Source organism: Rhizobacter sp. Root1238 (assembly GCF_001425825.1).
In the GTDB taxonomy this organism is placed as follows: Bacteria; Pseudomonadota; Gammaproteobacteria; order Burkholderiales; family Burkholderiaceae_C; genus Rhizobacter.
The window spans coordinates 227,583-253,902 of record NZ_LMDM01000012.1 but is presented as its reverse complement, the minus strand read 5'-3'; the positions used below and the strand labels follow the sequence as shown (position 1 = coordinate 253,902).

General features: G+C 70.2%; 27 protein-coding genes and 1 pseudogene. 16 read left to right on the top strand and 12 right to left on the bottom strand.

What is annotated here, in order from left to right:
- Positions 1-81 precede the first annotated feature (81 nt).
- Positions 82-1,143, bottom strand: coding sequence for an NAD(P)-dependent alcohol dehydrogenase (locus ASC98_RS12075; RefSeq protein ID WP_056804538.1), 1,062 nt, complete (start codon positions 1,141-1,143; stop codon positions 82-84).
- A 106-nt stretch (positions 1,144-1,249) separates the two neighbouring features.
- Here ASC98_RS12075 and ASC98_RS12070 point away from each other — a divergent pair, with 106 nt between their 5' ends.
- Positions 1,250-2,161, top strand: a complete 912-nt coding sequence (locus tag ASC98_RS12070) for a LysR family transcriptional regulator (protein ID WP_056804537.1) — start codon at positions 1,250-1,252, stop codon at positions 2,159-2,161.
- A gap of 52 nt (positions 2,162-2,213) precedes the next feature.
- On the opposite strand, the pseudogene ASC98_RS12065 reads toward ASC98_RS12070, so the two are convergent.
- Positions 2,214-3,260, bottom strand: a pseudogene (locus tag ASC98_RS12065) (sterol desaturase family protein); the annotation flags it as partial.
- Positions 3,261-3,476: 216 nt separating this feature from the next.
- A complete protein-coding gene (locus tag ASC98_RS12060) occupies positions 3,477-4,298 on the bottom strand; it encodes a carbon-nitrogen hydrolase family protein (protein WP_056804534.1) in 822 nt (273 codons plus the stop codon).
- Positions 4,299-4,445: 147 nt separating this feature from the next.
- Here ASC98_RS12060 and glnE point away from each other — a divergent pair, with 147 nt between their 5' ends.
- From glnE to ASC98_RS12045, 3 genes are read left to right on the top strand one after another with little or no spacing between them, the layout of a single operon-like run.
- Positions 4,446-7,244, top strand: coding sequence for a bifunctional [glutamate--ammonia ligase]-adenylyl-L-tyrosine phosphorylase/[glutamate--ammonia-ligase] adenylyltransferase (glnE, locus tag ASC98_RS12055; RefSeq protein WP_082541840.1), 2,799 nt, complete (start codon positions 4,446-4,448; stop codon positions 7,242-7,244).
- The gene (gene rrtA, locus ASC98_RS12050; protein ID WP_162249261.1) at positions 7,241-7,840 is read left to right on the top strand and encodes a rhombosortase; all 600 of its coding nucleotides are present in this window, start codon (positions 7,241-7,243) and stop codon (positions 7,838-7,840) included. The genes glnE and rrtA overlap by 4 nt, the downstream gene beginning before the upstream one ends.
- Positions 7,837-8,739 carry a DMT family transporter gene (locus tag ASC98_RS12045; RefSeq protein WP_056804529.1) on the top strand — a complete coding sequence of 301 codons (903 nt, stop codon included), beginning with the start codon at positions 7,837-7,839 and terminating at the stop codon, positions 8,737-8,739. Before rrtA ends, ASC98_RS12045 begins: the two co-directional genes overlap by 4 nt.
- A gap of 4 nt (positions 8,740-8,743) precedes the next feature.
- Here ASC98_RS12045 and ASC98_RS12040 read toward each other — a convergent pair whose 3' ends face one another.
- From ASC98_RS12040 to ASC98_RS12030, 3 genes are all read right to left on the bottom strand, one after another.
- Positions 8,744-9,214 carry an adenylyltransferase/cytidyltransferase family protein gene (locus tag ASC98_RS12040; protein ID WP_056804525.1) on the bottom strand — a complete coding sequence of 157 codons (471 nt, stop codon included), beginning with the start codon at positions 9,212-9,214 and terminating at the stop codon, positions 8,744-8,746.
- Positions 9,214-10,083 carry a diiron oxygenase gene (locus ASC98_RS12035; RefSeq protein WP_056804521.1) on the bottom strand — a complete coding sequence of 290 codons (870 nt, stop codon included), beginning with the start codon at positions 10,081-10,083 and terminating at the stop codon, positions 9,214-9,216. The genes ASC98_RS12040 and ASC98_RS12035 overlap by 1 nt, the downstream gene beginning before the upstream one ends.
- 80 nt (positions 10,084-10,163) lie before the next feature.
- Complete coding sequence (locus ASC98_RS12030; protein WP_056804519.1) at positions 10,164-11,102, bottom strand: MerR family transcriptional regulator; 939 nt, start codon at positions 11,100-11,102, stop codon at positions 10,164-10,166.
- A 128-nt stretch (positions 11,103-11,230) separates the two neighbouring features.
- Between ASC98_RS12030 and ASC98_RS12025 the strand changes: the two genes are divergently transcribed.
- The 4 genes from ASC98_RS12025 to ASC98_RS12010 all read left to right on the top strand — a co-directional run bounded on the left by ASC98_RS12025 (position 11,231) and on the right by ASC98_RS12010 (position 15,490).
- Complete coding sequence (locus tag ASC98_RS12025; protein ID WP_056804516.1) at positions 11,231-11,812, top strand: glutathione peroxidase; 582 nt, start codon at positions 11,231-11,233, stop codon at positions 11,810-11,812.
- Positions 11,813-12,135: 323 nt separating this feature from the next.
- A complete protein-coding gene (locus tag ASC98_RS12020; RefSeq protein WP_056804513.1) occupies positions 12,136-13,437 on the top strand; it encodes an NAD(P)/FAD-dependent oxidoreductase in 1,302 nt (433 codons plus the stop codon).
- Positions 13,434-14,234 (top strand): DUF1365 domain-containing protein, encoded by an 801-nt coding sequence (locus ASC98_RS12015; protein WP_056804510.1) that lies wholly within the window; start codon positions 13,434-13,436, stop codon positions 14,232-14,234. Before ASC98_RS12020 ends, ASC98_RS12015 begins: the two co-directional genes overlap by 4 nt.
- 23 nt (positions 14,235-14,257) lie before the next feature.
- On the top strand, positions 14,258-15,490 hold the full coding sequence (locus ASC98_RS12010; protein ID WP_056804505.1) for a cyclopropane-fatty-acyl-phospholipid synthase family protein: 1,233 nt from the start codon (positions 14,258-14,260) through the stop codon (positions 15,488-15,490).
- A 6-nt stretch (positions 15,491-15,496) separates the two neighbouring features.
- On the opposite strand, the gene corA is transcribed toward ASC98_RS12010, so the two are convergent.
- On the bottom strand, positions 15,497-16,456 hold the full coding sequence (corA, locus tag ASC98_RS12005; RefSeq protein WP_056804502.1) for a magnesium/cobalt transporter CorA: 960 nt from the start codon (positions 16,454-16,456) through the stop codon (positions 15,497-15,499).
- Positions 16,457-16,719: 263 nt separating this feature from the next.
- On the opposite strand from corA, the gene hpf reads away from it, so the two are divergent.
- The 3 genes from hpf to hprK all read left to right on the top strand — a co-directional run bounded on the left by hpf (position 16,720) and on the right by hprK (position 18,819).
- Complete coding sequence (hpf, locus tag ASC98_RS12000; RefSeq protein WP_047501829.1) at positions 16,720-17,058, top strand: ribosome hibernation-promoting factor, HPF/YfiA family; 339 nt, start codon at positions 16,720-16,722, stop codon at positions 17,056-17,058.
- Between the two features lie 302 nt (positions 17,059-17,360).
- Positions 17,361-17,831, top strand: a complete 471-nt coding sequence (locus tag ASC98_RS11995; protein ID WP_047501831.1) for a PTS sugar transporter subunit IIA — start codon at positions 17,361-17,363, stop codon at positions 17,829-17,831.
- A gap of 31 nt (positions 17,832-17,862) precedes the next feature.
- Entirely contained in the window at positions 17,863-18,819 is a 957-nt protein-coding gene (gene hprK / locus ASC98_RS11990) for an HPr(Ser) kinase/phosphatase (protein WP_056804499.1), read from the top strand.
- A 36-nt stretch (positions 18,820-18,855) separates the two neighbouring features.
- On the opposite strand, the gene fur is transcribed toward hprK, so the two are convergent.
- Positions 18,856-19,281, bottom strand: a complete 426-nt coding sequence (gene fur, locus ASC98_RS11985) for a ferric iron uptake transcriptional regulator (protein ID WP_056804496.1) — start codon at positions 19,279-19,281, stop codon at positions 18,856-18,858.
- A gap of 118 nt (positions 19,282-19,399) precedes the next feature.
- Here fur and ASC98_RS11980 point away from each other — a divergent pair, with 118 nt between their 5' ends.
- The 5 genes from ASC98_RS11980 (at position 19,400) to ASC98_RS11960 (ending at position 22,822) form a co-directional block, all read left to right on the top strand.
- On the top strand, positions 19,400-19,921 hold the full coding sequence (locus ASC98_RS11980; RefSeq protein WP_056804493.1) for an outer membrane protein assembly factor BamE: 522 nt from the start codon (positions 19,400-19,402) through the stop codon (positions 19,919-19,921).
- Positions 19,918-20,733 carry a 4-hydroxy-tetrahydrodipicolinate reductase gene (gene dapB / locus ASC98_RS11975; RefSeq protein ID WP_082541838.1) on the top strand — a complete coding sequence of 272 codons (816 nt, stop codon included), beginning with the start codon at positions 19,918-19,920 and terminating at the stop codon, positions 20,731-20,733. Before ASC98_RS11980 ends, dapB begins: the two co-directional genes overlap by 4 nt.
- Before the next feature lie 19 nt (positions 20,734-20,752).
- Positions 20,753-21,427: a MotA/TolQ/ExbB proton channel family protein gene (locus tag ASC98_RS11970; RefSeq protein WP_056804488.1), complete on the top strand. Its 675-nt coding sequence runs from the start codon at positions 20,753-20,755 to the stop codon at positions 21,425-21,427.
- 10 nt (positions 21,428-21,437) lie between these two features.
- A complete protein-coding gene (locus ASC98_RS11965) occupies positions 21,438-21,878 on the top strand; it encodes a biopolymer transporter ExbD (RefSeq protein ID WP_056804485.1) in 441 nt (146 codons plus the stop codon).
- A 116-nt stretch (positions 21,879-21,994) separates the two neighbouring features.
- On the top strand, positions 21,995-22,822 hold the full coding sequence (locus ASC98_RS11960; protein ID WP_056804483.1) for a hypothetical protein: 828 nt from the start codon (positions 21,995-21,997) through the stop codon (positions 22,820-22,822).
- Here the strand turns inward: ASC98_RS11960 and ASC98_RS11955 are convergent.
- Genes ASC98_RS11955 through ASC98_RS11940 form a run of 4 tightly spaced genes read right to left on the bottom strand, consistent with a single transcriptional unit; the run spans position 22,799 to position 26,318 of the window.
- A complete protein-coding gene (locus ASC98_RS11955; RefSeq protein WP_056804480.1) occupies positions 22,799-24,238 on the bottom strand; it encodes a bifunctional hydroxymethylpyrimidine kinase/phosphomethylpyrimidine kinase in 1,440 nt (479 codons plus the stop codon). The two genes, ASC98_RS11960 and ASC98_RS11955, sit on opposite strands and share 24 nt — an antisense overlap.
- 24 nt (positions 24,239-24,262) lie before the next feature.
- Complete coding sequence (locus tag ASC98_RS11950) at positions 24,263-25,048, bottom strand: thiazole synthase (protein WP_235581238.1); 786 nt, start codon at positions 25,046-25,048, stop codon at positions 24,263-24,265.
- 2 nt (positions 25,049-25,050) lie between these two features.
- On the bottom strand, positions 25,051-25,266 hold the full coding sequence (gene thiS / locus ASC98_RS11945) for a sulfur carrier protein ThiS (protein ID WP_200952992.1): 216 nt from the start codon (positions 25,264-25,266) through the stop codon (positions 25,051-25,053).
- Positions 25,266-26,318: an FAD-dependent oxidoreductase gene (locus ASC98_RS11940; protein WP_056804473.1), complete on the bottom strand. Its 1,053-nt coding sequence runs from the start codon at positions 26,316-26,318 to the stop codon at positions 25,266-25,268. The genes thiS and ASC98_RS11940 overlap by 1 nt, the downstream gene beginning before the upstream one ends.
- Between the last annotated feature and the right edge of the window lie 2 nt (positions 26,319-26,320).

The window sequence follows — 26,320 nt, the reverse complement described above, 5'->3', positions numbered from 1 at the left end:
GATTCTGCGTCGCCTGCGGCACGCCGTCTTGAACGCCAGTGATCAGGCCTGCGGCTGCGAATCGTCGCCGGCACCGGGCGCTCACGGCACTGGGAGCGTGATCGGCGGCGTCGCGGCGCTGCAGCAACTCGGCTGGAGCTGCACCAGGACCTTGCCGAACGCCCGGCCGGACGCCAGCCGGGCGAAGGCTTCGTCCACGTCGTCCATCCCGAAGCGGCTGTCGATCACCGGCACCAGGCGGTGCTGCTCGATCGCGCGGTTCATCGCGTCGAACTGCTGCCGCGAACCGACGGTATGGCCCTGCAACTGCGCACGCTTGCCGATGAACAGGCCGCGCAGGTCGAAGTCGAGCCGCGGACCGCCGGCGTAGCCGACGACGGCGATGCGCCCGCCCACCCGCAGCGCCGCGGTCGACTGCGCCCAACTCTGCGCCCCGCCCACCTCCAGCACCAGGTCGACCCCCTGCCCTGCGGCCAGTTCGAATGCACGCGCGCCCCAATCCGGCGTCTGCCGGCGGTCGATCACCTCGCTCGCGCCGAGCGCGCGCGCCCGCGCCAGCCGCGCCTCGTCCGAGCCGGCCACGATGGCGCGCGCACCGAACATCGCCGCGAACTGCAGGCCGAACAACGACACGCCGCCCGTGCCGATCAGCAGCACTGTCTGGCCCGGACGCAACGCCGCCTCGGTGAAGGCGGCCCACGCGGTCAGCGCGGCGATCGGCAGCGCGGCGGCCTCGTCGGCCAGGTGGGCCGGAGCACGCACGACCGCGGCGGCGGGCACCGTCATGTACTCGCGCAGCACCCCGGGGACGCTGCTGCCGAGCTGGCGCGAGAAATACTCGCCGCGGAACGGCCCGGACTGCCAGTCCGGGAAGAAAACCGGGTTGACACGCTCGCCGACGGCGAAACCGGCCCCATCGGCACCGACCTCGACCACCTCGCCGACCGCATCGGACAGCGGCACGACCGGCAATGTCACCGGCATCGCATAGCGACCCTCGGCGATCTCGAGATCGCGGTGGTTCAACGACGCGGCGCGCACGCGCAGCAGCAACTCGCCGCGCCCCGGCACCGGCATCGGCACCGGTGCATCGACGACCTGCAGGCGCGGCGCCGAAAAGCTTCGCAACTGGACGACTTTCATGACTCTCCCTGCGCGCCAAAGCGGCGCAGGACGAATGCTCCCAGCGGCCCCGCAGCTACACAATCCGCCATCTCGTCAACATGTCGTTTCTTCAAGGAAACAATCCATGCCCGATCCCCTCCTGGAGCACCTGGCCGGCATGGCGGTGTTCGCGCGCGTCGTCGAACTGCGCGGGTTCTCGGCGGCAGCGCGCAGCCTGGGCGTCACCAAGTCGGCGGTCAGCAAGCGCGTCGCGCGCCTGGAGGCCACGCTGGGCGCGCAGCTGCTGCGCCGCACGACCCGCAGCGTCAGCGTCACCGACAGCGGCCGCGCGCTGTACGAGCGTGCCGCCGCCGCGGTCGCGCTGTGCCGCGATGCGAGCGGCGCGATCGCCGAGCTGGCCGAGCGTCCGGGCGGGCTGCTGCGCGTGACGGCGCCCGTCACCTTCGGCCGGCTGCAGATCGCCCCGCTGCTGCCGCGCTTCCTGGCCGAGTACCCGGGCGTGCAGTTGCAGCTGGTGCTGCTCGATCGCGAGGTCGACCTGGTGCAGGAAGGTTTCGACATCGGCGTGCGCTTCAGCCGCACGCTGCCGCCGGACGTGGTCGCGCGCCCGCTGGCACCGCTGGCGCACGTGCTGTGCGCGGCGCCGGGGATGTTCAAGCGCGGTGCGTCGCCGCGGCTGCCAGCCGACCTGGCGGGCGTCGAGTGCCTGCGCTACGGCGACGGCGAGGCCAACTCGCTGTGGCGCCTGGACGGCCCGGCCGGCACGGCCGGCGTGCGCGTCAGCGGCCGGCTGCAGGCCAACAACAGCGACGTGCTGCGCCAGGCCGCGATCGACGGCCTGGGCGTCGCGCTGCTGCCGCGCTTCGTGGTCGACGCGGACCTCGCCGCGGGCCGGCTGAAGCCGGTGCTGCGCGGCTGGACGCCGCGCGCGCCCTTCGGCTCGAGTGTCTACGCCGTGTGGGCACCCGGCCGGCACATGCCGCCGAAGATGCGCGTCTTCATCGATTGCCTGGTCGAACGCCTGGGTCGGCAGTGAGGCGGGCGGACGCGGCGCGGCGCGGCCAGCGCACGCCGCGCTCCGAGATCACGCCGATGAGCCACAGGCCCGCCAGGATGCCCGCGGCCGCGGCCAGCTGCGTGCCGCCGGACAGGCGGTGCGCATTCCACAGGAAGGCACTGGTGGCCGCCAGCAGCAGCAGGAACAACAGCCCGGCCACCACAGCCGCGGCCGTCGAGCGGTGCGGGTCGTACTTGCGGCGCGCGGCCAGGTCGAAGGCCGGCTTCGGGAAGCGCTCGGCCACGTCGGCCGGCCGCCAGCCCGGCGGCTTGACCCACACCCGCAGCTTGTCGCGCCAGCGCCGCGCATGCCAGGCGTCCTCGGCGATGTCGCGGTAGACGTGCAGGTTGGCCCACAGCGGGTTCCAGCTCGCCAGCGGCGTGCGCGTGCCATACACGCAGGGCTCGGCGTCGTCTTCCTCGATGAAGCTGCCGAACAGCCGGTCCCAGACGATCAGGATGCCGCCGTAGTTCTTGTCGAGGTACTTGTCGTTGACGGCGTGGTGCACCCGGTGGTTGCTGGGTGCGCAGAACCAGCGGTCGAACCAGCCGAGCCGGCCGATCTGCTGCGTGTGCACCCAGTACTGGTAGAGCAGGTCGACCAGCGCGACGACGCCGAACACCAGCGGTGGAAAACCGGCCACCGCCATCGGCAGGTAGAAGATCCAGCCGAACAGCCAGCCGGTGCTGGTCTGGCGCAGCGCGGTCGACAGGTTGTATTCCTCGCTCTGGTGGTGCACCGCATGCGCGGCCCACAGCACCGCCACCGTGTGGCCGAGCCGGTGGTGCCAGTAGTAGCAGAAGTCGTACACCAGCAGGCCGACGACCCAGACCCAGGCGGCGTCCTGCGGCAGCGGGTGCACGCTGAGCGTCTCGAACGCGAGCGCGTAGATGCCGACCATCAGCAGCTTGCTGAACACGTTCAGCACCTGGCTCATGATGCCCAGGCCGATGCTGTTCAGCGCGTCGGCGGCCACGTAGGTGTTGCGGCGCCGCGCCAGGCCGACCGCGAACTCGACCGCGATCAGCAGCAGGAAGAGCGGGGTCGCGAGGACGATGATCTGGGAGTCCGTCATCACGCGATGGTGGCGCTGCCGGGGCCGGCTGAACACCCGGACGGCCCCGGATTGCGTCGCGCTTGTTCCAGGCTACATGACGACCCCTCGCCCGGTGGGTACACCGGTCGATCCCCCCGAGGGGATGCGGGCCGGCTTGGGGCGGCCCGGCGCTCGGCCCGCTTCACGCCAATCGCATGCGTCGTGGCGCGGATGCCAATCCCGGGATCATCGACCCGGTCACATCCAGCGCGGCTGCCGGTGCGTCAACGCCGGCAACTGCATGCGCACCTGCGCGATGCGCGCCGGGTCCAGCGTCGCCAGCACGATGCCTTCGCCTTCCTCGCGCATCGCGAGCACCTCGCCCCAGGGGTCGACGACCAGGCTGTGGCCGAAGGTGCGCCGGCCGTTCTCGTGCAGCCCGCCCTGCGCCGGTGCGATCACGTAGCACTGGTTCTCGACCGCGCGCGCCCGCAGCAGCAGTTCCCAGTGCGCGCGGCCGGTGGTGTGCGTGAAGGCGGCCGGCACCGCCAGCAGGTCGCAGGGCGGCGACATCATCGCGCGGTACAGCTCCGGAAACCGCAGGTCGTAGCAGATGCTCAGGCCGACGCGCAGCCCGTCGGCGTCGAAGGTCACCGGCTCGCTGCCGGCCTGCAGCACGCGGCCTTCGTCGAAGTTCTCGCGGCCGTTGTCATAGCGGAACAGGTGCATCTTGTCGTAGCGCGCCGCCAGCGCGCCGTCGGGGGCGAACACGCAGCTGGCGTTCAGCACGCGGTCGGGGAGGCCCAAGCCCGTGCCGATCCGCATCGGCAAGGTCCCGCCGATGATCCACACGCCATGGTGGCGCGCCGCGTCGGCCAGCATCGCCTGGATCGGCCCGTCGCCCGGCCGCTCGGCCGCCGCGAGCTTGTCGCGGTCGGCGAGGCCCATCAGGCAGAAGTACTCCGGCAGCCCGACCAGCCTGGCGCCGGCCTCCGCGGCCTGCGCGATCAGCCGGCGAGCATGGTCCAGGTTCTCGTCGACGCGGGGCGTCGAGACCGTTTGAAGCGCGGCGATCAGCATCGGGATTTCCCTGCAGAGTGTGGCCTTCCTCACACGGTGAGGGCCTGTGCCGCAGAGCTTACGTCGGACTCCGGGCCTTCGCCCGTCACAGGAATTGCGCCTGGGGCAGAATCCGACCGCCTTCCTTGACACGGGCATCAACGTCTCATGGATCTCGAGTCCTCCACCCTCGGCGCGCCGGCCGCAACCGCCCTGTCGCCGACGCCCGGCCCGGCACTCGCCGAGCACAGCCGCTTCGTGCAGCGGATTCGCCGCCGCTTTGGCGCCGAGCTGTCGCTGCTGCCGCCGGGGCTGCCGACCCGCGAACCGATCGAGGCGCTGATCGACGCGCTGCTGGCCACCGAACGCACGCTGCCGAGCGCACTGCGCGTGGCCCGCCACCTGGTGCTCGAACGCCTGGCGGTGCTCGACATCGAGCAGGCCGCGCCGATGGAGGACATCACCCGCTCGATGACCGAGCTCGCCGAGACCACGCTGGACCGCGCGATCGCGCAGGCGCAGCGCGAGCAGGACCTGCGCTTCGGCGCGCCGCTGAACGCCGACGGCCGGCGCATCGACTTCTGGGTCGTCGGCATGGGCAAGCTCGGCGCGCGCGAGCTGAACGTCTCGTCCGACATCGACCTGGTCTACGTCTACGAAGAAGACGGCGAGACGACCGGGCCGCAGCCGATCACCGCGCACGAATACTTCTCGCAGCTCGCGCGCAGCCTGTACGCGCTGATCGGCGACACCACCGACGACGGCTTCGTGTTCCGCGTCGACCTCGCGCTGCGGCCGAACGGCAACTCCGGTCCGCCGGTGGTCAGCCTCGCGATGCTGGAGGAGTATTTCCTGGTGCAGGGCCGCGAGTGGGAGCGCTTCGCGTGGCTGAAGAGCCGCGTCGTCGCACCGCGCGAGAGCGTGCGCAACGGCCGCGCGCTGGCGCTGCGCTCCACCGTGACCAGCTTCGTCTACCGCAAGTACCTCGACTACGGCGTGTTCGAAGGCCTGCGCCAGCTGCACCGCAAGGTGCGCGACGAGGCCCAGCGCCGCGCCGCCGGCCGCCCGGAACGCGCGAACGACGTCAAGCTGTCGCGCGGCGGCATCCGCGAGATCGAGTTCATCGTGCAGCTGCTGCTGGTGGTGCGCGGCGGGCAGTTCCCCGAGATCCGCACCCGCTCGACGCTGAAGGCCCTCGCCAAGCTGACCGCCGGCGGGCTGATGAAGCCGGCCAGTGCCGAGCGGCTGGCCGAGGCCTACACCTTCCTGCGCCGCATCGAGCACCGCATCCAGTTCCTCGACGACCAGCAGACCCACCTGCTGCCGACCGCCGACGAGGACCTGAACTGGATCGCGCGCAGCATGGGCCTGCACTGCGGCAAGGTCTCGTGCGAGCTGCTCGAGCTGCTGGGCGCGGCGCGCGAGATGGTCGCGCTCGAATTCGACGCGCTGCTGCACGAAGGCCAGTCGCCGGCCGCCTGCCCGCCCGGCAAGAAGCCGGGCAGCTGCAAGACCTGCGGGCCGCCGCCGCAGCCGGTGGACAGCGAGGCGTTCATCGAGAAGCTGCCGCCCGAGATCGCATCGCGGGTGCGCAGCTGGTGCGGCCAGCCGAAGATCCGCGCGCTGCGCGACGACAGCAAGGTGCGCCTCGCGCGGCTGATCACGCGCACCGTCGAAGCGGTCGGCGACCGGCGCTGCACGCTCGACGCCGCGGCGCGCTTCGTCGACTGGGTCGAGCCGCTGCTGCGCCGCGAGAGTTACCTCGCGCTGCTGGTCGAGCGCCCCGAGGTGCACAACCGGCTGCTGCGCCTGCTCGGCCTCGCGCGCTGGCCGATGCGCTACCTGATGCAGCACCCGGGCGTGATCGACGAACTCGCCGACGAACGCCTGCTGCACAGCCGCTTCGACGCCGCCGAGTTCATCGCCGACCTGGAGGCGCGCCACGAAGCCTGGGAGCGCTCCGGCCAGGCCGACGAAGAATCGCTGCTGGACACGCTGCGCCGCGCCCACCATGCCGAGGTGTTCCGCACGCTGGTGCGCGACGTCGAGGGCCACATCACCGTCGAGCAGGTGGCCGACGACCTGTCGGCACTGGCCGATGCGACGCTGCAGTGCGCGCTGAACTGGGCCTGGGGCCACCTGAAGCAGCGCCACCGGCCAACGCCGCGCTTTGCGGTGATCGCCTACGGCAAGCTCGGCGGCAAGGAGCTCGGCTATGGCAGCGACCTCGACGTGGTGTTCGTCTATGACGACGGCGACGAGGCCGACACCGACCGCGCCGCCGAGGTCTACGCCGCCTTCGTGCGCAAGCTGATCACCTGGCTCACGCTGCGCACCGCGGCCGGCGAGCTGTTCGACATCGACACCGCGTTGCGGCCGAACGGCAGCGCGGGCCTGCTCGTCACGTCGCTCGCGTCGTTCGAGAACTACCAGCGCGGGCGCGGCAGCAACACCGCGTGGACCTGGGAACACCAGGCCGTGACGCGGGCGCGCTTCTGCGCCGGCGACGCCGAGCTGGCGCCGCGTTTCGAGGCGGTGCGCCGCGCGGTGCTGTGTGCCGAACGCGATCCGGTGGCGCTGCGCACCGAGGTGCAGGCGATGCGCGAGAAGGTGCGCGGCGCCCATCCGGTGCGGGCCGGGCTGTTCGACGTGAAGCACAGCGCCGGCGGCATGATGGACGCCGAATTCGCGGTGCAGGCGCTGGTGCTGGTCCACGGCGCGCAGCACCCCGAGCTGCTCGACAACGTCGGCAACATCGCGCTGCTGCAGCGCGCCGAGGTGTGCGGGCTGCTGCCGGCCGGTGCCGGCAGCGCCGCCGCCGATGCCTACCGCGAGCTGCGCCGTGCGCAGCACCGGGCACGGCTCGACGAACAGCCGACCCAGTTCGACCCGGCGCCGCTGGCCGCGCACCGCGATGCGGTGCTCGCGCTGTGGGCGGTCGTGTTCCCCGCGTCGGCCGGCGCGTGACCCGCGCATTGCGCCAGCCCGGGCGGGCGTGGCTCCTGCTGTCCGCCTCGATCTTCCTCGCGACGCTCGCAGCGCAGGCGGTGCCGAAGGCCGTGCTCGACTGGCAGCCCGGCCTGGCCGCCGCCGAACCGTGGCGCTGGTGGACGGCGCTGTTCGTGCACTTCAGCCTGCTGCACCTCGGTGCCAACCTGCTGGGGCTGCTGCTGGTCGCGGCGTTCGGCCTGTCGGCGCGCGTGCCGTGGCCGATGAGCGCGGCATGGTTCGCGGCGTGGCCGCTGACGCACCTGGCGCTGCTGCTGCAGCCGGCGTTGCGCCACTACGGCGGCTTGTCGGGCGTGCTGCATGCGGCCGTGGCCATCGTCGCGGTGCAACTGCTGACGCAACGCTCCGGGCGGCTGATCGGCGGCGCGGTCCTCGCGGGCCTCGGAATCAAGGTGTTCAGCGAATCGCCGTGGCTCGGGCCGGTGCAGCACACGGCCGGCTGGGACATCGGCGTCGCGCCGATCGCGCATGCCTGCGGTCTCGTCGTCGGCATCGGCTGCGCGCTGGTCGCGGTGGCGGCTCGGCACCTTCGCTCGGCAACAAGGGCGCCATGACTGAACGAAAAAGCGCGCTCGATTCGCTCGCCGTCACCTCGTTGATCGGGCTGTGCTTCCTGTGGGGGCTGAACCAGGTCGCCGCGAAGGCGGCGCTGCCCGAGGTGCCGCCGCTGCAGCAGGCGGCACTGCGCTCGCTGGGCGGGGCGCTGCTGGTGTTCGCGTGGTCGCGCTGGCGCGGCATCCGGCTGTTCGAGCGCGACGGCACGCTCCGCGGCGGGTTGCTGGCCGGCGCGCTGTTCGCGGCCGAGTTCGTCTGCATCTTCCTCGGGCTGCAGTACACCAGCGCGTCGCGCATGGTGGTGTTCATCTACCTGTCGCCGTTCGTCGTTGCACTCGGGATGCCGTTCATCGCGCAGTCGGAGCGGCTGTCGGGCGTGCAGATCGGCGGGCTGGTCGCCGCGTTCGCCGGGGTGGCGTGGGCTTTCGCCGAGGGCTTCTCGCAGCCGGCGGTCGGCGCGCACCAGTGGATCGGCGACGCACTCGGCGTGACCGCCGGCGTGCTGTGGGGCGCGACCACGCTGGCGATCCGCGGCACGAAGCTGTCGGGCGCGTCGGCCGAGAAGACGCTGCTGTACCAGCTCGGCGTGTCGGGCGTGCTGCTCGCGCTGGCGGCCTTCGCCAGCGGCCAGCCGCTGCCGCACGCGCTGTCGCCGCTGGCCTGGAGCTCGCTCGCGTTCCAGGTGGTGGTGGTCACGTCGGCCAGCTACCTGATGTGGTTCTGGCTGGTGCGCCACTACCCGGCGACGCGGCTCGCGGCGTTCACGCTGCTGACGCCGGTGTTCGGGCTGCTGCTCGGGCTGTGGCTGCTCGGCGAGCCGATCACGGCGCGGCTGGTGGTGGCGCTGGCGGGGGTCGCGATCGGGATCGCCGTGGTGAACCGGCCCGCGAAGGGCTGAGGCTTCAGGCGCGGATGCGCTTCACCAGCGCCGTCGTCGAGTAGCCGTCGACGAACGGGATCGCCAGCGCCTGGCCGCCCCAGCTGCGCACGAGCCGCGTCTCGGCCAGCGTCTCCATGTCGTAGTCGCCGCCCTTCACGTAGAGGTCGGCACGCACCTCGCCGAGCAGCGCGACCGGCGTCTTCTCGTCGAACAGCGTCACCAGGCTGACGCTCTCGAGCGCGGCCAGCACGCAGGCGCGGTCGGTCTCGGCGTTCAGCGGCCGGTCGGGCCCCTTGCCGAGCAGGCGCGCCGACGCATCGCTGTTCAGCCCGATCACCAGGCTGCCGCCCAGCGCGCGCGCCTGCGCGAGGTAGCTGACGTGGCCGCGGTGCAGGATGTCGAACACGCCGTTGGTGAACACCAGCGGACGCGGCAGCAAGGCCAGCCGCGCGGCGAGCTGCTCGCGCGGGCAGAGCTTGTCGAGGAACGACATCAGGCCGGCTGCGCGCCGGAACTGCCCTTCGTGGCGGAGGCCAGCGCGGCGGCCATCTCCTTGCGGAAGCGGTTCAGCTCCTGCACGCTCGCGAAGCTGCGTTCCATCAGCAGGCTCATGTTGTGCAGGATGCGCTCGACGACCTTGTTCTCCCAGACCGCATCGAACTGGATCTGGCGGTCCAGCCACTGCTCCAGCCACTCGGGGTTGGGCAGGCGGCTCTGGATGGTGTCGCGCGGGAACAGCTTGACGTTCACATGCAGGTTGGTCGGGTGCAGCGCCTGCGCGGTGCGGCGGGCGCTGGCCATCAGCACGCCGACCTTCGCGAACGCGGCGCGCGCCTCGTCGCCGAACTTCTGCATCGCCCGCTTCATGTAGCGCAGGTAGGCACCGCCGTGGCGGGCCTCGTCGCGCGCGAGCGTCTCGTAGATGGCCTTGATCACCGGCTCGCTGTGCCATTCGGCGGCGCGGCGGTACCAGTGGTTCAGGCGGATCTCGCCGCAGAAGTGCAGCATCAGCGTCTCGAGCGCCGGTGCCGGATCGAACTCGAAGCGCACCGCATGCAGTTCCTCTTCGCTCGGCACCAGGTCGGGCCGGAAGCGGCGCAGGTACTCCATCAGCACCAGCGAGTGCTTCTGCTCTTCGAAGAACCACACGCTCATGAATGCGGAGAAATCGCTGTCATCGCGGTTGTCTCGCAGGAACATCTCGGTGGCCGGCAGCGCCGCCCACTCGGTGATCGCATTCATCTTGATGGTCTGGGCTTGCTCTTCGCTGAGCTGGCTGCCATCGAACTCATCCCAGGGGATGTCGGTGTCCATGTTCCATCGGACAGCCTCGAGTTGCTTGAACAGTTCGGGGTAAAGCATGGATAGGGCCTGTGGAAGTCCGGCGGCATTTTAGACGCGCCATCGTGACACTCGCGTCACACAGGAGTGGCCTGGAAGGGTTATCGCCGTGCTTGCGCTGCGCGCCAGCGTTGCAACGCCCCCTGCAGATCGCCCAGCGTGGCCAGCGCGGTGATGCCGGCCGGCGTGCGCCGGTGCAGCACCGGTGCCGCGCCGCCCACCCACACCTCGACCGGTGCCGGCAGCTTCGCGCGCAGCTCGACCAGGCTGTCGGTGACCTGCTGCGGATTGGTGGCGCCGCTGAAGGCGAGCACGACGACGTCGGCCTCGAAGGCCTGCGCCGCCAGCACCGTGTCCCACAGCGGCGTCTGCAGGCCGAGCGAGGTGCAGCGCGCACCGTCCACTGCCAGCAGCACCTCGGCCAGCAGCAGGCCGAGCCCGTGCGGTTCGCCGGGGAAGGTGGTCAGCAGCACGTTCGGTCGGGCGTCGGCCGGCGGCTGCGGCAGCAGGTACAGCGCCTGGCGCATCACGCCGTGCAGCACCTCGGAGCAGGCGTGTTCCTCGAAGATTTCCAGCTGGCCGCGCATCCAGGCGTCGCCGACCAGCGTATTGAGGGGAACCACCACTTCGACGACGAAGCGGCTCAGGCCCAGGCTCAGCTGGGCCTGCGTCAGCAGGCGTCGCAGCGCCGTCAGGTCATGGGCACGAACGAGTTCGAGGTACTGCACCAACGCAGGCGCCACCGCCCCGGCGGGCGGCTGCGCGGCGCCGACGGTGCGCAGCGGTTCGGGGCTGCTCTCGCTGAGCCGGCGCAACTCGTCGATCGCCATGCCGACGACGCGGCCGGGCCGGTGCCCGCCGTCCATCAGCCGGCGCACGATCCGCAGTTTCTCGACCTGGTCGAGCGGGTACGAACGCTCGCCCTGGGCATCGCGCTGCGGCAGCGGGAAGCCGTAGCGGCGCTCCCAGACGCGCAAGGTGTCCTTGCTGAGCCCGGTGTCGCGCTCGACGGCGGCAATCGACAAGGTCGGGGGTTTCATCGCGTCGTGATCGGGTTGACAAGCTTGCCGAGCGGATTCACATTGTCCAGGACAAACATGGACAATATCGACAACATTGAGCGATTCGTGAGCATCGACACCCATCCTGACCTGGACAAATTGACCGCATGACACACTTCCGACCCCTCCTCGCGCTGGCTTGGGCCCTGCTGGCCGGCACCGTGCTGGCCCCCACCGCGGCATCGGCCGCCCCGGCCTGCCCGGCCCTGCTGAACCGGCAAGCGCTGCGCCTGCAAGACGAGAAGCCGCAGAACCTGTGCCAGTACGCCGGCCAGGTCGTCGTGATCGTCAACACCGCGAGTTTCTGCGGCTTCACGCCCCAATACAAAGGCCTGGAAACGCTGTACCAGCGCTACCGCGACCGCGGGCTGGTCGTGCTCGGCTTTCCATCCAATGATTTCGGCGCGCAGGAGCCGGGCTCAAGCAAGGACATTGCCGACTTCTGCGAAAACACCTTCGGCGTGAAATTTCCGATGTTCACGAAGACCCGCGTGGCCGAGTCTGCGGGCGCCCAGGTCGATCCGCTGTACGTGGAACTGCGCAGGCGCACCGGCGCCGCGCCGAAGTGGAATTTCCACAAGTACGTGGTCTCGCGCGACGGCAGCGCGGTGCAGAGCTTCGCCAGCACCATCGAGCCGGACGACCCGGCCTTCGTGCGCGAGATCGAACGCCAGCTGGGCGCGCGGTGATGCGGCCGACCTTGCGCGTCGATGTCGCCGGTCGCGCCCACGCCCGGCGGCGGGTCACATCGGGACATGTTTTTTTTCAGAAGACAACGGAACTCGAATGGACACTGGGCGTCTCACCCCACCTGAGACGTGCCGGGGCCCAGGCCAGCGGCACGTGTTTGGATCCTGTTCTTGCGTTGCACAGCCGGCCTGCCCAGCAGGCTGAAATCCCGGGGCGGTTCTCCTCCTCCCTCCTCCCTCCCTCCTTCGCCGCGGGGCGCTGTGCAGCGGTTTTTATTCCCGGCCCGGGCCCCTGCGCCTTGGCCTACCGGGCCTGAGCCGCCATGCGACGCGTCGCCGTCGTCGGCTCGGGCATCGCCGGCCTCTCGGTGGCCTGGCGGCTGGCCGATGAAGCCCAGGTCACGCTGTTCGAAGCCGGCCCGTATTTCGGCGGGCACACGCACACCGTCGATCTGACATTGGGTGGCGTCACGCACGGCGTCGACACCGGCTTCCTCGTCTTCAACGAACGCACCTACCCGCGGCTGATCGCGCTGTTCGCCGAACTCGGCGTCGCGACCGCCGCGACCGAGATGTCGTTCTCGGTGCAGGCGCCGGCGACCGGCCTCGAATGGAGCGGCAGCGACCTGAACAGCGTGTTCGCGCAGCGCCGCAACCTGCTGCGCCCGCGCTTTCTCGGCATGCTGGCCGAGGTGCTGCGCTTCAACCGCGTGGCCACCCGCATCGCCGAACGGGGCGATGACGCGCAGATGCAGCAGTCGATCGGCGACTTCCTCGACGCGCAGCGCTTCTCGGCCCTGTTCCGCGACGGCTACTTCCTGCCGATGATCGGCAGCATCTGGTCGTGCCCGACCGAGCAGATGCTGCGCTTTCCGATCGCCACGATGATCCGCTTCTGCCACAACCACGGGCTGCTGCAGGTGGCGAACCGGCCGCGCTGGTTCACCGTGGTCGGCGGGGCGCGCCGCTATGTCGAGAAGATGCTGCCGCGCCTCGCCGATGCGCGGCTCCATGCGCCGGTGCGCGGCGTGCGGCGCCTGCCGCCGAGGCAGGGCAGCGCCGGCGTGATGGTGCGCACCGATGCCGGCAGCGAGCGCTTCGACGAGCTGGTGCTGGCCTGCCACAGCGACCAGTCGCTCGCGCTGCTCGACGACGCGACGCCGGCCGAACGCGCGCTGCTCGGCGCGATCCGCTACCAGCGCAACCGCGCGGTGCTGCACACCGACACGCGGCAGCTGCCGCAGCTGCGCCGCGCGTGGGCGGCCTGGAACTACGAGCGCGCGGCCGAGCTGCCGCGCGAGCAGGCGTCGGTCTGCCTGCACTACCTGATCAACCGGCTGCAGCCGCTGCCGTTCCGCGAGCCGGTCATCGTCTCGCTGAACCCGGTGCGCGAGCCGGCGGCCGACCGGGTGCACGGCGAGTTCGACTACGCCCATCCGGTGTTCGACCTGGCGGCGATCGACGCGCAGCGACGCCTGCCGGCGCTGCAGGGCCAGGCCCACACCTGGTTCTGCGGCGCGTGGACGCGCTACGGCTTCCATGAAGACGGGTTGATGTCGGGCCTCGCGGTCGTCGACGGCCTGCGCGAACGGTGGAGCGCTGCGGAGCAGGGAGCCGCCGCGTGACGGGGGCCGCGCAGCCGCTGATCGGTATCGGTCAGGTGCGGCACACGCGCCTGCGACCGGTCGTCAACCGCTTCGCCTATCCGAGCTACTTCCTGATGCTGCCGCTGCGCAGCCTGCGCGCGCAGCCGTCGCCGGCATTGCACCGCAATCGCTTCGGGCTCGTCAGCTTCAGCGACCGCGACCATGGCGACGGCCGCGACGACTGCCTGGCTTGGCTCGACGAGCTGCTGGCTGCCGAGGGCCTGCACGACGAGACGCGCGGCGAGGTCTGGCTGCACTGCCTGCCGCGGGTGCTCGGCCACACCTTCAAGCCGGTCAGTTTCTGGTACTGCCACCGCGCCGACGGGACGCTCGGCGCCATCGTCGTCGAGGTCAACAACACCTTCGGCGAGCGGCACGCCTACCTGCTGCAGGGCCCGGCGCTCGCGTGGGGCCGCGAACTGGCGGCCGACAAGGTGTTCCATGTCTCGCCGTTCTGCGAGCCGCGCGGCCGCTACCGCTTTCGCTTCATGCTGAGCGGCGTGCATCCGCCGGCCACCGATTCGCGTATGAACGCTCCGATGAGAACCATCGCACGCATCGACCATGACGACAGCGACGGCCCGCTGATCCGCACCAGCGTCTCGGGCACGCTCGCGCCGCTGACGGCTCGCAGCGCGCGCGCCGCCTTCTTCGGCATGCCGCTGATGACGCTGGCCGTCGTCGCGCGGATCCACTGGCAGGCGCTGAAGCTGCTCTGCAAGCGCGTGCCCTTCGTGCGCAAGCCGGCGCCGCCGGCGCGGTTCATCACCCGCTGATTCCACTGCTGTCCGAGCACCCCATGCCCTTTCGATCCTCCACCAGCTTCGCGCCCCGCACCCTGCCCGACACCGTCCCGATGGCGGCCCGCCCGGTGCTGCACCTGCTCGAACGCCTGCGCCACGGCACGCTCGACATCCAGCTGCCAAGCGGCGAACAACTGCACGTCGGCCACGGCGGCCACGACGGTGAATGGCGCGCTGCGCTGCGGCTGCGCAACTGGAATGCCGCGACGGCGGCGCTGAGATCCGGCGACATCGGCTTTGCCGAGACCTTCATCGCCGGCGACTGGAGCACGCCGGACCTCGCAACGCTGCTGAAGCTGTTCATCGCGAACCGCGACGAGATGGAGGCGGTGGTCTACGGCCGCTGGTGGGGTGCGCTGCTGTACCGGGCGCGCCACCTGTTCAACCGCAACTCGCGAAGCGGCAGCAAGAAGAACGTCCATGCGCACTACGACCTCGGCAACGAGTTCTACCGGCTGTGGCTGGACCCGACGATGAACTATTCCAGCGCCTGGTTCGACGGCGACCGCACGCAGGACATGCCCGCGGCGCAGGCCGCCAAGATGCGACGCACGCTCGTCGAATGCGGCGTGCGGCCCGGCGACCGGGTGCTGGAGGTCGGCTGCGGCTGGGGCGCACTCGCCGAATGCGCGGCGCGCGAATTCGGCGCGCAGGTCACCGGCGTGACGCTGTCGGCCGAGCAGCTCGCCTGGGGCCGGCGCCGGCTGCAGGATGCCGGCCTGCCGGGCGAACTGCGCTACCAGGATTACCGCGACATCGACGATGGCCCGTTCGATGCCGTCGTGTCGATCGAGATGTTCGAGGCGGTCGGCCGCGACTACTGGCCGGGCTGGTTCGAGATGCTGCGCCGCCAGCTGAAGCCGGGTGGCCGGGCCTGCATCCAGAGCATCACGATCCGCGACGACCTGTTCGAGCGCTATGTGCGATCGACCGATTTCATCCAGCAGTACATCTTCCCGGGCGGCCTGCTGCCGAGCCCGCAGGCCTTCCGTGCCGCGGCAGCACGTGCCGGGCTGCGGGTGGTCAACGAGCTGTCGTTCGGCGAGGACTATGCCGAGACGCTGCGCCGCTGGCGCGAGCGCTTCGTGGCCGAAGACGCGCGCGTGCGCCGCCTCGGCTTCGACACCCGCTTCATGCGCACCTGGGAGTTCTACCTCGCGTACTGCGAGGCGGCCTTCGAGACCGGCAGCACCGGGGTGATGCAGTTCACGCTCGAGCGCGCGCCCTGAGCGGGATCAGAGCCAGCCCTTGCGGCGGAAGTACCAGAACGGCGCGATCACGCTGAGCACCATCAGCACCAGCGCATACGGGTAGCCGAGCGACCAGTCCAGCTCCGGCATCATCTTGAAGTTCATGCCGTAGATGCTGGCGATCAGCGTCGGCGGCAGCAGCGCGACGCTCGCGACCGAGAACAGCTTGATGATCTTGTTCTGGTTGATGTTGATGAAGCCGACCGTCGCGTCCATCAGGAAGTTGATCTTGTCGAACAGGAACGCGGTGTGGCTGTCCAGCGAGTCGATGTCGCGCAGGATCTGGCGCGATTCCTCGAACTGCTCGGCGTTCAGCATGCGGCTGCGCATCATGAAGCTGACTGCGCGGCGGGTGTCCATCACGTTGCGGCGGATGCGGCCGTTCAGGTCTTCCTCGCGCGCGATCGCGGCCAGCACCAGTGCGGCGTCGCTGTCGGTGATCTCCTTCTTCAGCACGCGCGCGCCGACCGCCTCCAGGCTGTCGTAGATGCCCTCGAGCGCATCCGCGCTGTACTCGGCATCGGCGTCGTAGAGCTTCAGCAGCACGTCCTTCGCGTCCTCGATCAGCGCCGGGATGCGGCGCGCCCGCAGGCGCAGCAACCGGAACACCGGCAGGTCTTCGCCGTGGATCGAGAACAGCACCTTGTTGTGCAGGATGAAGGCGACCCGCACGTTGCGCGGGGTTTCGTCGTCATCGATCAGGAAGTCGGAGCGGATGTGCAGCTCGCCGTTGTCTTCTTCGTAGAAGCGGGCCGATTCTTCCAGGTCGTCGTCGACCACGTCCTCGGGGATGGTCACGCCGAAATGCTCGGCGATCCAGCTCTTCTCCTCGGGGGTCGGCGCTTCGAGGTCGACCCACACCGGCGTCACGTGGGCCAGCGTGTCGGCGCTCGCGATTTCTTCCTGAAACAGCCGGCCGTTGACCAGCGTGAACACATTCAGCATGCAAGGGCTCCGGCAGACGTTCAGGTCAACGCGGGATTATCACATCGCTGAAAACGTGGACCTTCTCACGCCTTCGCCGTGCCGTCCAGTGCGAGGGCCCGATACCGCAGTCATGCGGGTGTCTTTTGCTTGTCACACCCTACGTCCGGGTGCACACTGGTTTCAACGACCTCCCGGTCCACCACCTCCTCACGCATCGCCCCGGCCGTTCACGGCGACCCCCCTCCCCCCGGCTTCCCCCCACCCCTGCGAAAGGAGATCTCATGAACTTGACGATCAGCGGACATCACCTTGAGGTGACACCGGCCCTGAGAGAGTACGTGCTTACCAAGCTGGACCGGATCACGCGCCATTTTGACCAGGTGGTGGACATCAACGTGCTGCTATCCGTCGAGAAGCTGAAGGAGAAGGAACGCAGGCAAAAGGCTGAAGTCACGCTGCATGTGAAGGGCAAGGACATCTTCGTCGAGAACTGCCACGAAGACCTCTACGCGGCCATCGACCAGCTGATGGACAAGCTGGACCGGCAGGTCTGCCGCCACAAGGACAAGCTGCAGGACCACCACCATGTGGCTGCCAAGCGGATCGATGCGACCTTGTGAATCCGCCACCCGCGGAAACGACCGTCGAGCGGCCTGCGGGCCGCTTTTTCGTTCGGGCAGCGCCTGGTTTTCCGGTAGGGAATCTGCAAGGTTTCGCCCTCGCCTGGTGCGACATCCGGCACAAACGGCATCGGCGCGTTGCTGCAATGCAGCGCCGCGTGCAGAATTTGGCTCCTGGCGACGCAGTCCGGCCCCGTGCTGTCAACCCGGTTTCTATAATTTCCCGTTAAGACTGTCGCGGCACACCGCCGCGGCACATCGCCGAATGAATGCCTCCATCCGAGGCCAGAAGTGACCCGCCGATGAACCGACTCGCCGCCATTCTCCCCGTGACCAACGTCCTGATCGACGTGGAGGCCACCAGCAAGAAGCGTGCGTTCGAGCATGCGGGGCTGTTGTTCGAGAACCAGCACGCCATCGCGCGTGCCACCGTCACCGACAACCTCTTTGCCCGCGAACGCCTCGGTTCCACCGGCCTGGGCCATGGCGTCGCGATCCCGCACGGCCGCATCAAGGGGCTGAAGAACCCGCTGGCCGCCGTCGTGCGCGTGCAGCAGCCCATTCCGTTCGACGCCCCCGATGACGAGCCGGTCAGCCTGCTGATCTTCCTGCTGGTGCCCGAAGCCGCCACGCAGCGCCACCTCGAGATCCTGTCCGAGATCGCCGAGATGCTCAGCGAGCGCGAGCTGCGCGAGCGCCTGAAGAGCGAGGCCCCGGCGGCGCGCGTCCACGAGCTGATCTCCAATTGGGAACCGCTGAAGTCGGTCGCATGACCTCGCACGGCCGGCTCGCCGGGGCCTTCGCGTGAAACCGTCGGTCATCAGCGCGGAAGCGCTGTTCGAGGAACACCGCCCGGCGCTGCGCTGGGAATGGATCGCCGGACACGCCCACCCGGAACGCCGTTTCGACGAGGCCGCGGTGCGCAACGCGCAATCGGCCGCCGACCTGGTCGGCTACCTGAACTACATCCACCCGTACCGCGTGCAGATCGTCGGCCGCCGCGAGGTCGCCTACCTGCAGGACGCGTCGCCGGAAGACCAGGAGCGCCGCATCCAGCGCATCGTGACGCTGGAGCCGCCGGTGGTGATCGTCGCCGACAAGCAGATCCCGCCGAACCGGCTGGTCGCGCTGTGCGACCGCGCCGACATCCCGCTGTTCGTCACCGACGAATCGGCCGGCCACGTGATCGACGTGGTGCGCGGCTACCTGAGCCAGCTGTTTGCCGAGCGCACGACGCGCCATGGCGTGTTCATGGACATCCTCGGCGTCGGCGTGCTGCTCACCGGCGAATCGGGCCTCGGCAAGAGCGAGCTGGGGCTGGAGCTGATCTCGCGCGGCCACGGGCTGGTGGCCGACGATGCGGTCGACCTGTTCCGCATCTCGCAGACGGCCCTCGAGGGCCGCTGCCCGGAACTGCTGCTGAACCTGCTGGAAGTGCGCGGCATCGGCCTGCTCGACATCAAGGCGATCTTCGGCGAGACCGCGGTGCGCCGGAAGATGCGGCTGAAGCTGATCGTGCACCTGGTGCGCAAGGAGACGCTGGACCGCGACTTCGAGCGCCTGCCCTACGAGCCGCTGAACGAGGACATCCTGAACGTGCCGGTGCGCAAGGTGGTGATCGCGGTCGACGCCGGGCGCAACCTGGCGGTGCTGGTCGAAGCCGCGGTGCGCAACACCATCCTGCAGCTGCGCGGCATCGACACCTACCGCGAGTTCATCGAGCGCCACCAGCGCGCGATGCAGAACCCCGATTTCTCGTAGCCCGGATCGCCATCCGGGTGCCGGGCTGCCCCCCGGCTACTTCTTGTTCTCGCAGTTCTTCTTCGTGCAGACGGCGTAGAGCGCGAGCGCATGGTCCTGCAGCTCGAAGCCGCGCGTGTGCGCGATGTTCTTCTGCCGCTTCTCGATCTCGGCGTCGTAGAACTCCTCGACCTTGCCGCAGTCGAGGCAGACCAGGTGGTCGTGGTGCTTGCCCTCGTTGAGCTCGAACACCGCCTTGCCCGACTCGAAGTGGTTGCGCGACAGGATGCCGGCCTGCTCGAACTGCATCAGCACGCGGTACACGGTGGCCAGGCCGATGTCGGCCCCTTCGGTCAGCAGGGCCTTGTAGACGTCCTCGGCGGTCATGTGCCGTTGCGAGGTGTTCTGGAACACGTCCAGGATCTTGATGCGGGGCAGCGTGGCCTTCAGGCCGCTGCTCTTGAGTTCGTCGGCATTGGACATGGCAGATCTCGGTGACGCTTCTCGGTGGCACGGCAGGTCGGGCGGCCGGGACCACCCGCTAGAATCGTCGGATCATATCGAGGTTGATGCCCGCCTCCCGGCGCGCACGCACATCACCATGCGTTCTTTCCCGTTCCTGGCGCTGGCAGCCGCGGCGTCCCTCGCCGGCTGCAGTTCGCTGCAATCCTCGGACAACTTCCTGGGCGTGATCACGCCCTACCGCGTCGAGGTCGTGCAGGGCAACGTGCTGACCAAGGAGCAGGTGGCCGTCGTGAAACCCGGCCTGACCCGTGCCCAGGTGCGCGACGTGCTCGGCTCGCCGCTGCTGACCGACACCTTCCACGCGAACCGCTGGGATTACGTCTTCACGATCAAGCGCCAGGGCGCCGAGCCGCAGCAGCGCAGCGTCGTCGTGCTGTTCGACGGCGACAAGATGGTCAGCATCAACGCCCCCGAGCTGCCCGGCGAGCGCGAATTCGTCGAATCGATCGACACCTTCAAGACCTCGCGCAATGCGCCGCCGCTCGCGCTGACCGAAGAGCAGCTGAAGGCGTTGCCGGTGCCGCCGAAGCCGCCCGAGCCCGCCGCGTCGGCGCCCGAAGGCCCGGTCCGCGCCTATCCGCCGCTCGAGCGCTCATGAGCGCCGGCGCTTCCCCGTTGCGCATTGCAGTTGCAGGCGCCAGCGGTCGCATGGGGCGCATGCTGATCGAAGCGGTCGCCGCCGCGGATGACTGCGTGCTCGCCGGCGCGCTCGACCGCCCCGGCACCCCGGCGCTGGGCCACGACGCCACCGCGTGGCTCGGCCGCAGCAGCGGCGTGACCATCACCGACGACCTGCGCGCCGGCCTCGCCAACGCGCAGGTGCTGATCGACTTCACCCGCCCCGAAGGCACGCTCGCGCACCTGGCGGCGTGCCGCGAGCTCGGCATCAAGGCGGTGATCGGCACCACCGGCTTCAGCGACGACCAGAAGGCCGCGATCGCCGAACATGCCCGGCACATCGCGATCATGATGTCGCCGAACATGAGCGTCGGCGTCAACGTCGCGTTCAAGCTGCTCGACCTGGCCGCGCGCGCGCTGAACGAGGGCTACGACATCGAGGTCATCGAAGCCCACCACCGGCACAAGGTCGATGCGCCGAGCGGCACCGCGCTGGCGATGGGCGAGGTGGTCGCGAAGGCGCTGGGCCGCAACCTGAAGGATTGCGCGGTCTACGGCCGCGAAGGCGTCACCGGCGAACGCGACCCGTCGACGATCGGCTTCGCGACGGTGCGCGGCGGCGACATCGTCGGCGACCACACGGTGCTGTTCGCCGGCACCGGCGAGCGCATCGAGATCACCCACAAGAGCTCGAGCCGCGTCACCTACGCGCAGGGCAGCCTGCGGGCGGCCCGGTTCCTCGCGGCGCGATCGAGCGGGCTGTTCTCGATGAACGACGTGCTGGGCCTGTGAGCACCGCATCCGCGCCCGCATGACGAGCGTCGAGCACTTCTGGCAGCAGGGCGACCTGATCACGCGCAGCGTGGCCGCGCTGCTGCTGCTGATGTCGGTCAGCGCCTGGGTGCTGATCTTCTGGAAGGGCTGGCTGCTGCGCCGCGCGCGGCTCGACATCGCGCGCGCGGTGCCGGCCTTCTGGGCCGCGCCGACGCTCGACAGCGGCCGCGAACAACTGGCCGCGTTCGACCGCGAAGCCGTGCTGCGCCCGCTGCTCGACGCCGCGATCGCGACACCGCCGGCCGGCACGCTCGAAGGCCTCGGTCGGCTCGAATCGCAGCTCACGCGGCGCCTGCGCGACGCGCTGCACGCGGTGCTTGCGCAGCTGCAGTTCGGCCAGGTGCTGCTCGCGTCGATCGGCAGCACTGCGCCGTTCATCGGCCTGTTCGGCACGGTCTGGGGCATCTACCACGCGCTGCTGAGCATCTCGGCCGGCGGCTCGATCACGATCGAGAAGGTGTCGGGCCCGGTCGGCGAAGCGCTGGTGATGACGGCTGCCGGCCTCGCGGTCGCGATCCCCGCGGTGCTGGCCTACAACGTGTTCGGCAAGCGCGTGGGCGCTTGCGAGGCCGAACTCGAAGGCTTCGCGCACGACCTGCGCGAGATGATGATCGACCACAGCCGCGACGCCGCCGTCGCCGTGCAGGCCTGAAGCGCAAGCCATGGCCTTCGGTCGCCTCGAACGCACGGCCGGGCCGACGCCGATGAGCGACATCAACATGACGCCGCTGATCGACGTGATGCTGGTGCTGCTGGTGATCTTCATGATCACCGCGCCGCTGATGAGCTCCAGCCTGAAGCTCGACCTGCCGCATGCCGAAGCCGCGACGCCGAGCGAGACGCCGGATTTCATCGCGGTCTCGGTCGACGCGCAGGGCCGTCTCTTCGTCGGCGACAAACCGGTCGATGCCACCGCGTTCGCCGATCAGGTCGCCCAGGCGGCGCAGAAGAACCCAGCCACCGAGGTGCAGCTGCGCGCCGACCGCACGGTGCCGTATGGCCGCGTCGCCGAGCTGATCGGCGTCGTGCAGAAGGCGGGGTTGAACCGCATCGGGTTCGTCGCGGAGCCGGTTCCGGTGCCGGCCCCCGCTGCACCGCGTTGACCCCCGGAAAGCGCGGCCGCCTGCTCGCGCAACGACGGTACAGCTGACAGGGCCCGGCATGGAACGCTGGGGAGGGGAAATGCCACAGACGGCTCCCCTATGTTCAGTTCCATCCGATGAGCCTCCGACACCTTCCGCCCCGTTCCCTTTTCCCGACACCGCTCCAGCACGCCGACGATCACGCCGGGCCGGAAAGCGCTGCAGAGCCGGTGCCTGCCGCCAAGAAGCTGAAGAAGATGCTGGCCGACAGCTCGTCGCATCATTGGGCGGCCGAAGCCGCCGAGTTGATTTTCGAGTGTGTCGGGCAGCTGAAAAGCAGCCTCCCGGAAGGCGTGGATGTGTCGCCTCAGGCGTGTTTCGACCTGTTCGCACCGGCTTTCGAGGACCATCCGGAGCGCGTGAAAGACGTCTTCTTCGCCTGTTGCAGGCAGCCCGTGCACTGGCCGTCCTTCGAGAACCCGGCCTGGCACCGAATGGCCTTGCTGTCGGCGATGCTGGCCTTGTACCCCGACCGACCCAGTTCGGAAATGTTGACGCTGGCACACGGCCCGACGCTCAGCCTCACGCAGTGCAACGACCTGCAAAGCGCGTTGCGCAACACGGTGCAGACGCTGCGCCTCGTGCAGGCCCGGCGCACCGGTCAGGTGGCGCCGGAATCGGTGTTGCCGCCGTCATGGGCCAAGCGACCACGGCGGAACCCGGTGCAGAACCACGCGGACACGGTCGAGGTTCAAAGGGAGTCTCTCGTGACTGCCCTGGCGAACGCCTCCATCCATGGCGAAATGACCCGCGATGAGGTTCGCCTGGAAATGTGCGCCACCGTCCACTGGGAAGATTGGAGGAGCGAGCAGCTGAGTGGCATGCGGGAGGCAGCCGATCTGCACGAGGCGCTGGTTCAGTGGTGCGACCAGACGCTGAATTCACTCGGCCTTCGCCGTCGATAGCAGGCCTTGTCCCGCAAGCCGGAGGAAGGCTCGCGCTGCCGCGGCTGGATCCCGGGCCTGCGTCAGCGCGCTGACGACCGCGATCGAATCGACGCCGGTGGACGCCAGCTGCGATGCGCGTTCCAGGCTGATGCCGCCGATCGCGACCACCGGGTACGCCGGCTTCAGCCACGAAGCCCACCGCGCCAGCCGCTGCAGCCCGACCGGCTCGTAGGCCATCGCCTTCAGCGTTGTCGGGTAGACCGGCCCGATGGCGATGTACGACGGGCGAAGCGCATGCGCGCGGCACATCTCCAGCGGCGTGTGCGAACTGATGCCCAGGCGAACCCCTGCCGACTGGATCGCGCCGAGATCGGCCGTGGCGATGTCCTCCTGGCCGAGGTGCACGCCGTACGCACCCAGCGCCAGCGCCTCGCGCCAGTGGTCGTTGATGAAGAGCTGCGCGCCCGGCACCTCGCTTGCCGCCCGCACCGCCGCGCGCAGCTGCGCCTGCAGTTCAGCGGGCGGCAGGCTGCCGGCCTTCAGGCGCAGCTGCAGCGTGCGCACGCCCATCTCGAGTGCGCGCGTTATCCAGTCGGCGTCGGGCAGCACCGCGTAGAAGCCGAGCGGGCCGCTAACGGGCGCGAAGGGCGAGGCCGGTGCAGCGGCGCCATCGGCCCAGCGGAACGCAGGCAGGTGCGTGCTGTCGGCCACCGCGGCCGCATTCGTGTTCGGCCGACCCTCGCCAACGCTGCGCGCCTGCGCCAGCCCGGCGGTCACCTGCAATTTCGCGACGCAGGCGGCATCGAACACGCCCCAGCCCTGCGCGAGCGCACCGGCCAGCGCGGCCGAGAACACGCAACCGCTGCCATGCGCCGACCCGGCCAGGCGCAGTGTCGACAGCCACGCGCGCCGGCCGCCATCGACCACCTCGTCGATCGCAAGGTCGCCATCGGCATGACCGCCCTTCAGCACCACCGCGGCCGGGCCGTCGAGCGCACCCAGCTGCTGCGCCTCGGGCCGGTTCGGCGTGACCACGTCGACCTCGCGCGCCAGCGCCCGCATCGCGGCCAGCCAGTCGGTGCGGTCGGCATCGTGGCTGGCGTGGCCGTTGGTCGCGCCGAGCACCGGATCGAGCACGACCGGGCAGCGCCGCGCCGCGACGAACTCTTGCACCTCGCGCAGCACCTCCAGCGAGCCCAGCATGCCGAGCTTGATGGCGGCCGGCTCGCCGTCGCGCAACAGCGCCTGAAGCGCGTCGCGCACCAGCGCGGCCGGCGCCGGCTGCAGCGCGGTCAACCCGTGGCTGCCCTGCACCGTCAGCGCGGTCACGACGCTGCTGCCGGGCAGCCCCATCGCCTGCCAGGTTGCGAGATCGGCGGTGATGCCGGCACCGTGCACCGGGTCGTGCCCGGCGATCGTCAACAAGGGTCGCATCGCATCGTCTCCTTCAGCGCCGGTTCAGGCCTGGTGCCAGAACGGCATGCCCAGCGTCGGTGTCGACGCCTGCGCGGTCTGCCGCTCGCCCATCGGCGTGGCCTTGAAGGCCAGCCGCCCGGCGTCGACCGCCTGCGCGAACGCGCGCGCCATGCGCACCGGGTCGCCGGCCTGCGCGACCGCAGTGTTCAGCAGCACCGCGTCGAAGCCCATCTCCATCACCTGCGCCGCATGCGACGGCCGACCGAGGCCGGCGTCGACGATCAGCACCGCATCCGGCAAGCGCGAGCGCAGCGTCTGCAGCGCCGACGGGTTCTGCGGCCCGCGGCCGGTGCCGATCGGCGCAGCCCACGGCATCACCGCGGCGCAGCCGGCCTCGTGCAGGCGCTGCGCGAGCACCAGGTCGTCGGTGGTGTACGCGAGCACCTGGAAGCCCTCGCGCACCAGCACGCGCGCGGCCTCGAGCGTGCCGAACGGGTCGGGCTGCAGCGTGTAGTCGTCGCCGATCACCTCGAGCTTGATCCACGGCGTGTCGAACAGCTCGCGCGCCATCTGCGCCAGCGTGATCGCCTCCTGCGCGCCATGGCAGCCGGCGGTGTTCGGCAGCACGTGGCAGCCGAGCGCGCGCACCCGCTGCCAGAACGCGTTGCCGCCGCCGTGCTCCGGCTGCAGGCGGCGCAGGCCGACCGTCAGCACCTGCGTGCCGCTGGCCTGCACCGCGTCGGCCAGCACCTGCGGCGACGGGTAGTGCGCGGTGCCGAGCAGCAGGCGGCTGGCGAGCGGGGTGCCTGCCAATGTCCAGGGGGTCATGCTCATCCTCCGGTGACGGGGGCGATCACGTCGATGCGATCGCCGGGTTGCAGTGCACACGAAGGCCACTGCGCACGCGGCACGAACTGCCGGTTGATCGCGCACGCCATCGCGGCCTGCGCGTCGTAGCCCTGCTGCCGCAGCAGCTCGGCGAGCGTCGCCGCGGGCGTCTGCAGCAGGCGGCCATTCATCGACACCTCGGTCATCGTCGCGGTCATCACGTCGTCTCCTGGAGCAGTTGGTCGACCAGTGCCGGTGCGCACAGGTAGCCGTGGCGGTACAGCCCGTTGAGTTGCCAGACGCCGTCGTGACGGCGCAGCTGCGGCCGGTGGTCGTCGAGCGCCGGCCGCAGTGCCGCGTCGATGCGCAGCACGCGCGCTTCGGCAAAGGCTGGGTGCAGGCTGTACAGCGCGCTGCCCAGCTCCAGCACCGAACGCAGGCTGGGCGGGCCGGCGTCTTCCGATTCGAGCTCGGTCGCGCCGACGATGAAGCGCTGCTTCGGCCGCGGCGCCACGTACAGCTGATAGCGCGGGTGCATCAGCCGCACCGGCCGCTGCAGCGCGATGCCGTCGCATTCGACACTGAGGATCTCGCCACGCACGCCGCGCAGCCCCGGCCAGTCGCTGCGCGCACCGAGGCCGCGCGTGTCGATCACCAGCGGCGCGCGGAACTCGCCCTGCGCAGTGCGCAGCCCGCCGGCGTGCAGCTGCTGCACCGGCTCGTCCTGGTGCCAGTGCACGCGAAAGCGGTCGAGCGCGCGCGCCAACGCGGCGAGCAGCTCGTCATTGGCGATCTGCCCCTCGCCGGCCAGCAGCAGGCCGCGCGCGAAGCGGCCTTCGAGCGCCGGCTCGTGCGCGGCGATGCCGGCCGCGTCGAGGCCGTGGATCGCGTGCTGCTCCGCCGGCGCCAGCTTGTGCCGCAGCACGCGCTCGAAATGGTCGAGGCTGCCGCCGTCGGCCGCATGCGCCACGACCAGCGTGCCGGCGCGCCGGAAGTACACCGGCCGGCCGCTGTCGGCCTGCAGCGCGAGCAGCCAGTCGGGCCACAGCACCATCGCCTGCAGCGCGAGCGCATGCACCTGCGCATCGGCCACCGCCAGCTCGGCCAGCGGCGACAGCATCGCCGCGGCCACCGCGCTGGCCGAGCGCGCGTCGTCGCGGCGCGCCGCATCGAACAGCCGCACCCGGCGGCCGGCGCGCGCATAGCGCCAGGCGCACAGCCGGCCGGCGAGGCCCGCACCGGCGATCAGCACCTCGTCGTCGGCGGCCATGC

What these genes read in the sequence shown, in the direction of transcription:
- ASC98_RS12075 (WP_056804538.1), bottom strand. Translation starts at nt 1,143, where the DNA reads ATGAAAGTCGTCCAGTTGCGAAGCTTTTCGGCGCCGCGCCTGCAGGTC.
- ASC98_RS12070 (WP_056804537.1), top strand. Translation starts at nt 1,250, where the DNA reads ATGCCCGATCCCCTCCTGGAGCACCTGGCCGGCATGGCGGTGTTCGCG.
- ASC98_RS12060 (WP_056804534.1), bottom strand. Translation starts at nt 4,298, where the DNA reads ATGCTGATCGCCGCGCTTCAAACGGTCTCGACGCCCCGCGTCGACGAG.
- glnE (WP_082541840.1), top strand. Translation starts at nt 4,446, where the DNA reads ATGGATCTCGAGTCCTCCACCCTCGGCGCGCCGGCCGCAACCGCCCTG.
- ASC98_RS12045 (WP_056804529.1), top strand. Translation starts at nt 7,837, where the DNA reads ATGACTGAACGAAAAAGCGCGCTCGATTCGCTCGCCGTCACCTCGTTG.
- ASC98_RS12040 (WP_056804525.1), bottom strand. Translation starts at nt 9,214, where the DNA reads ATGTCGTTCCTCGACAAGCTCTGCCCGCGCGAGCAGCTCGCCGCGCGG.
- ASC98_RS12035 (WP_056804521.1), bottom strand. Translation starts at nt 10,083, where the DNA reads ATGCTTTACCCCGAACTGTTCAAGCAACTCGAGGCTGTCCGATGGAAC.
- ASC98_RS12030 (WP_056804519.1), bottom strand. Translation starts at nt 11,102, where the DNA reads ATGAAACCCCCGACCTTGTCGATTGCCGCCGTCGAGCGCGACACCGGG.
- ASC98_RS12025 (WP_056804516.1), top strand. Translation starts at nt 11,231, where the DNA reads ATGACACACTTCCGACCCCTCCTCGCGCTGGCTTGGGCCCTGCTGGCC.
- ASC98_RS12020 (WP_056804513.1), top strand. Translation starts at nt 12,136, where the DNA reads ATGCGACGCGTCGCCGTCGTCGGCTCGGGCATCGCCGGCCTCTCGGTG.
- ASC98_RS12010 (WP_056804505.1), top strand. Translation starts at nt 14,258, where the DNA reads ATGCCCTTTCGATCCTCCACCAGCTTCGCGCCCCGCACCCTGCCCGAC.
- corA (WP_056804502.1), bottom strand. Translation starts at nt 16,456, where the DNA reads ATGCTGAATGTGTTCACGCTGGTCAACGGCCGGCTGTTTCAGGAAGAA.
- hpf (WP_047501829.1), top strand. Translation starts at nt 16,720, where the DNA reads ATGAACTTGACGATCAGCGGACATCACCTTGAGGTGACACCGGCCCTG.
- ASC98_RS11995 (WP_047501831.1), top strand. Translation starts at nt 17,361, where the DNA reads ATGAACCGACTCGCCGCCATTCTCCCCGTGACCAACGTCCTGATCGAC.
- fur (WP_056804496.1), bottom strand. Translation starts at nt 19,281, where the DNA reads ATGTCCAATGCCGACGAACTCAAGAGCAGCGGCCTGAAGGCCACGCTG.
- ASC98_RS11980 (WP_056804493.1), top strand. Translation starts at nt 19,400, where the DNA reads ATGCGTTCTTTCCCGTTCCTGGCGCTGGCAGCCGCGGCGTCCCTCGCC.
- dapB (WP_082541838.1), top strand. Translation starts at nt 19,918, where the DNA reads ATGAGCGCCGGCGCTTCCCCGTTGCGCATTGCAGTTGCAGGCGCCAGC.
- ASC98_RS11970 (WP_056804488.1), top strand. Translation starts at nt 20,753, where the DNA reads ATGACGAGCGTCGAGCACTTCTGGCAGCAGGGCGACCTGATCACGCGC.
- ASC98_RS11965 (WP_056804485.1), top strand. Translation starts at nt 21,438, where the DNA reads ATGGCCTTCGGTCGCCTCGAACGCACGGCCGGGCCGACGCCGATGAGC.
- ASC98_RS11960 (WP_056804483.1), top strand. Translation starts at nt 21,995, where the DNA reads ATGAGCCTCCGACACCTTCCGCCCCGTTCCCTTTTCCCGACACCGCTC.
- ASC98_RS11955 (WP_056804480.1), bottom strand. Translation starts at nt 24,238, where the DNA reads ATGCGACCCTTGTTGACGATCGCCGGGCACGACCCGGTGCACGGTGCC.
- ASC98_RS11950 (WP_235581238.1), bottom strand. Translation starts at nt 25,048, where the DNA reads ATGACCCCCTGGACATTGGCAGGCACCCCGCTCGCCAGCCGCCTGCTG.
- thiS (WP_200952992.1), bottom strand. Translation starts at nt 25,266, where the DNA reads ATGACCGCGACGATGACCGAGGTGTCGATGAATGGCCGCCTGCTGCAG.
- ASC98_RS11940 (WP_056804473.1), bottom strand. Translation starts at nt 26,318, where the DNA reads ATGGCCGCCGACGACGAGGTGCTGATCGCCGGTGCGGGCCTCGCCGGC.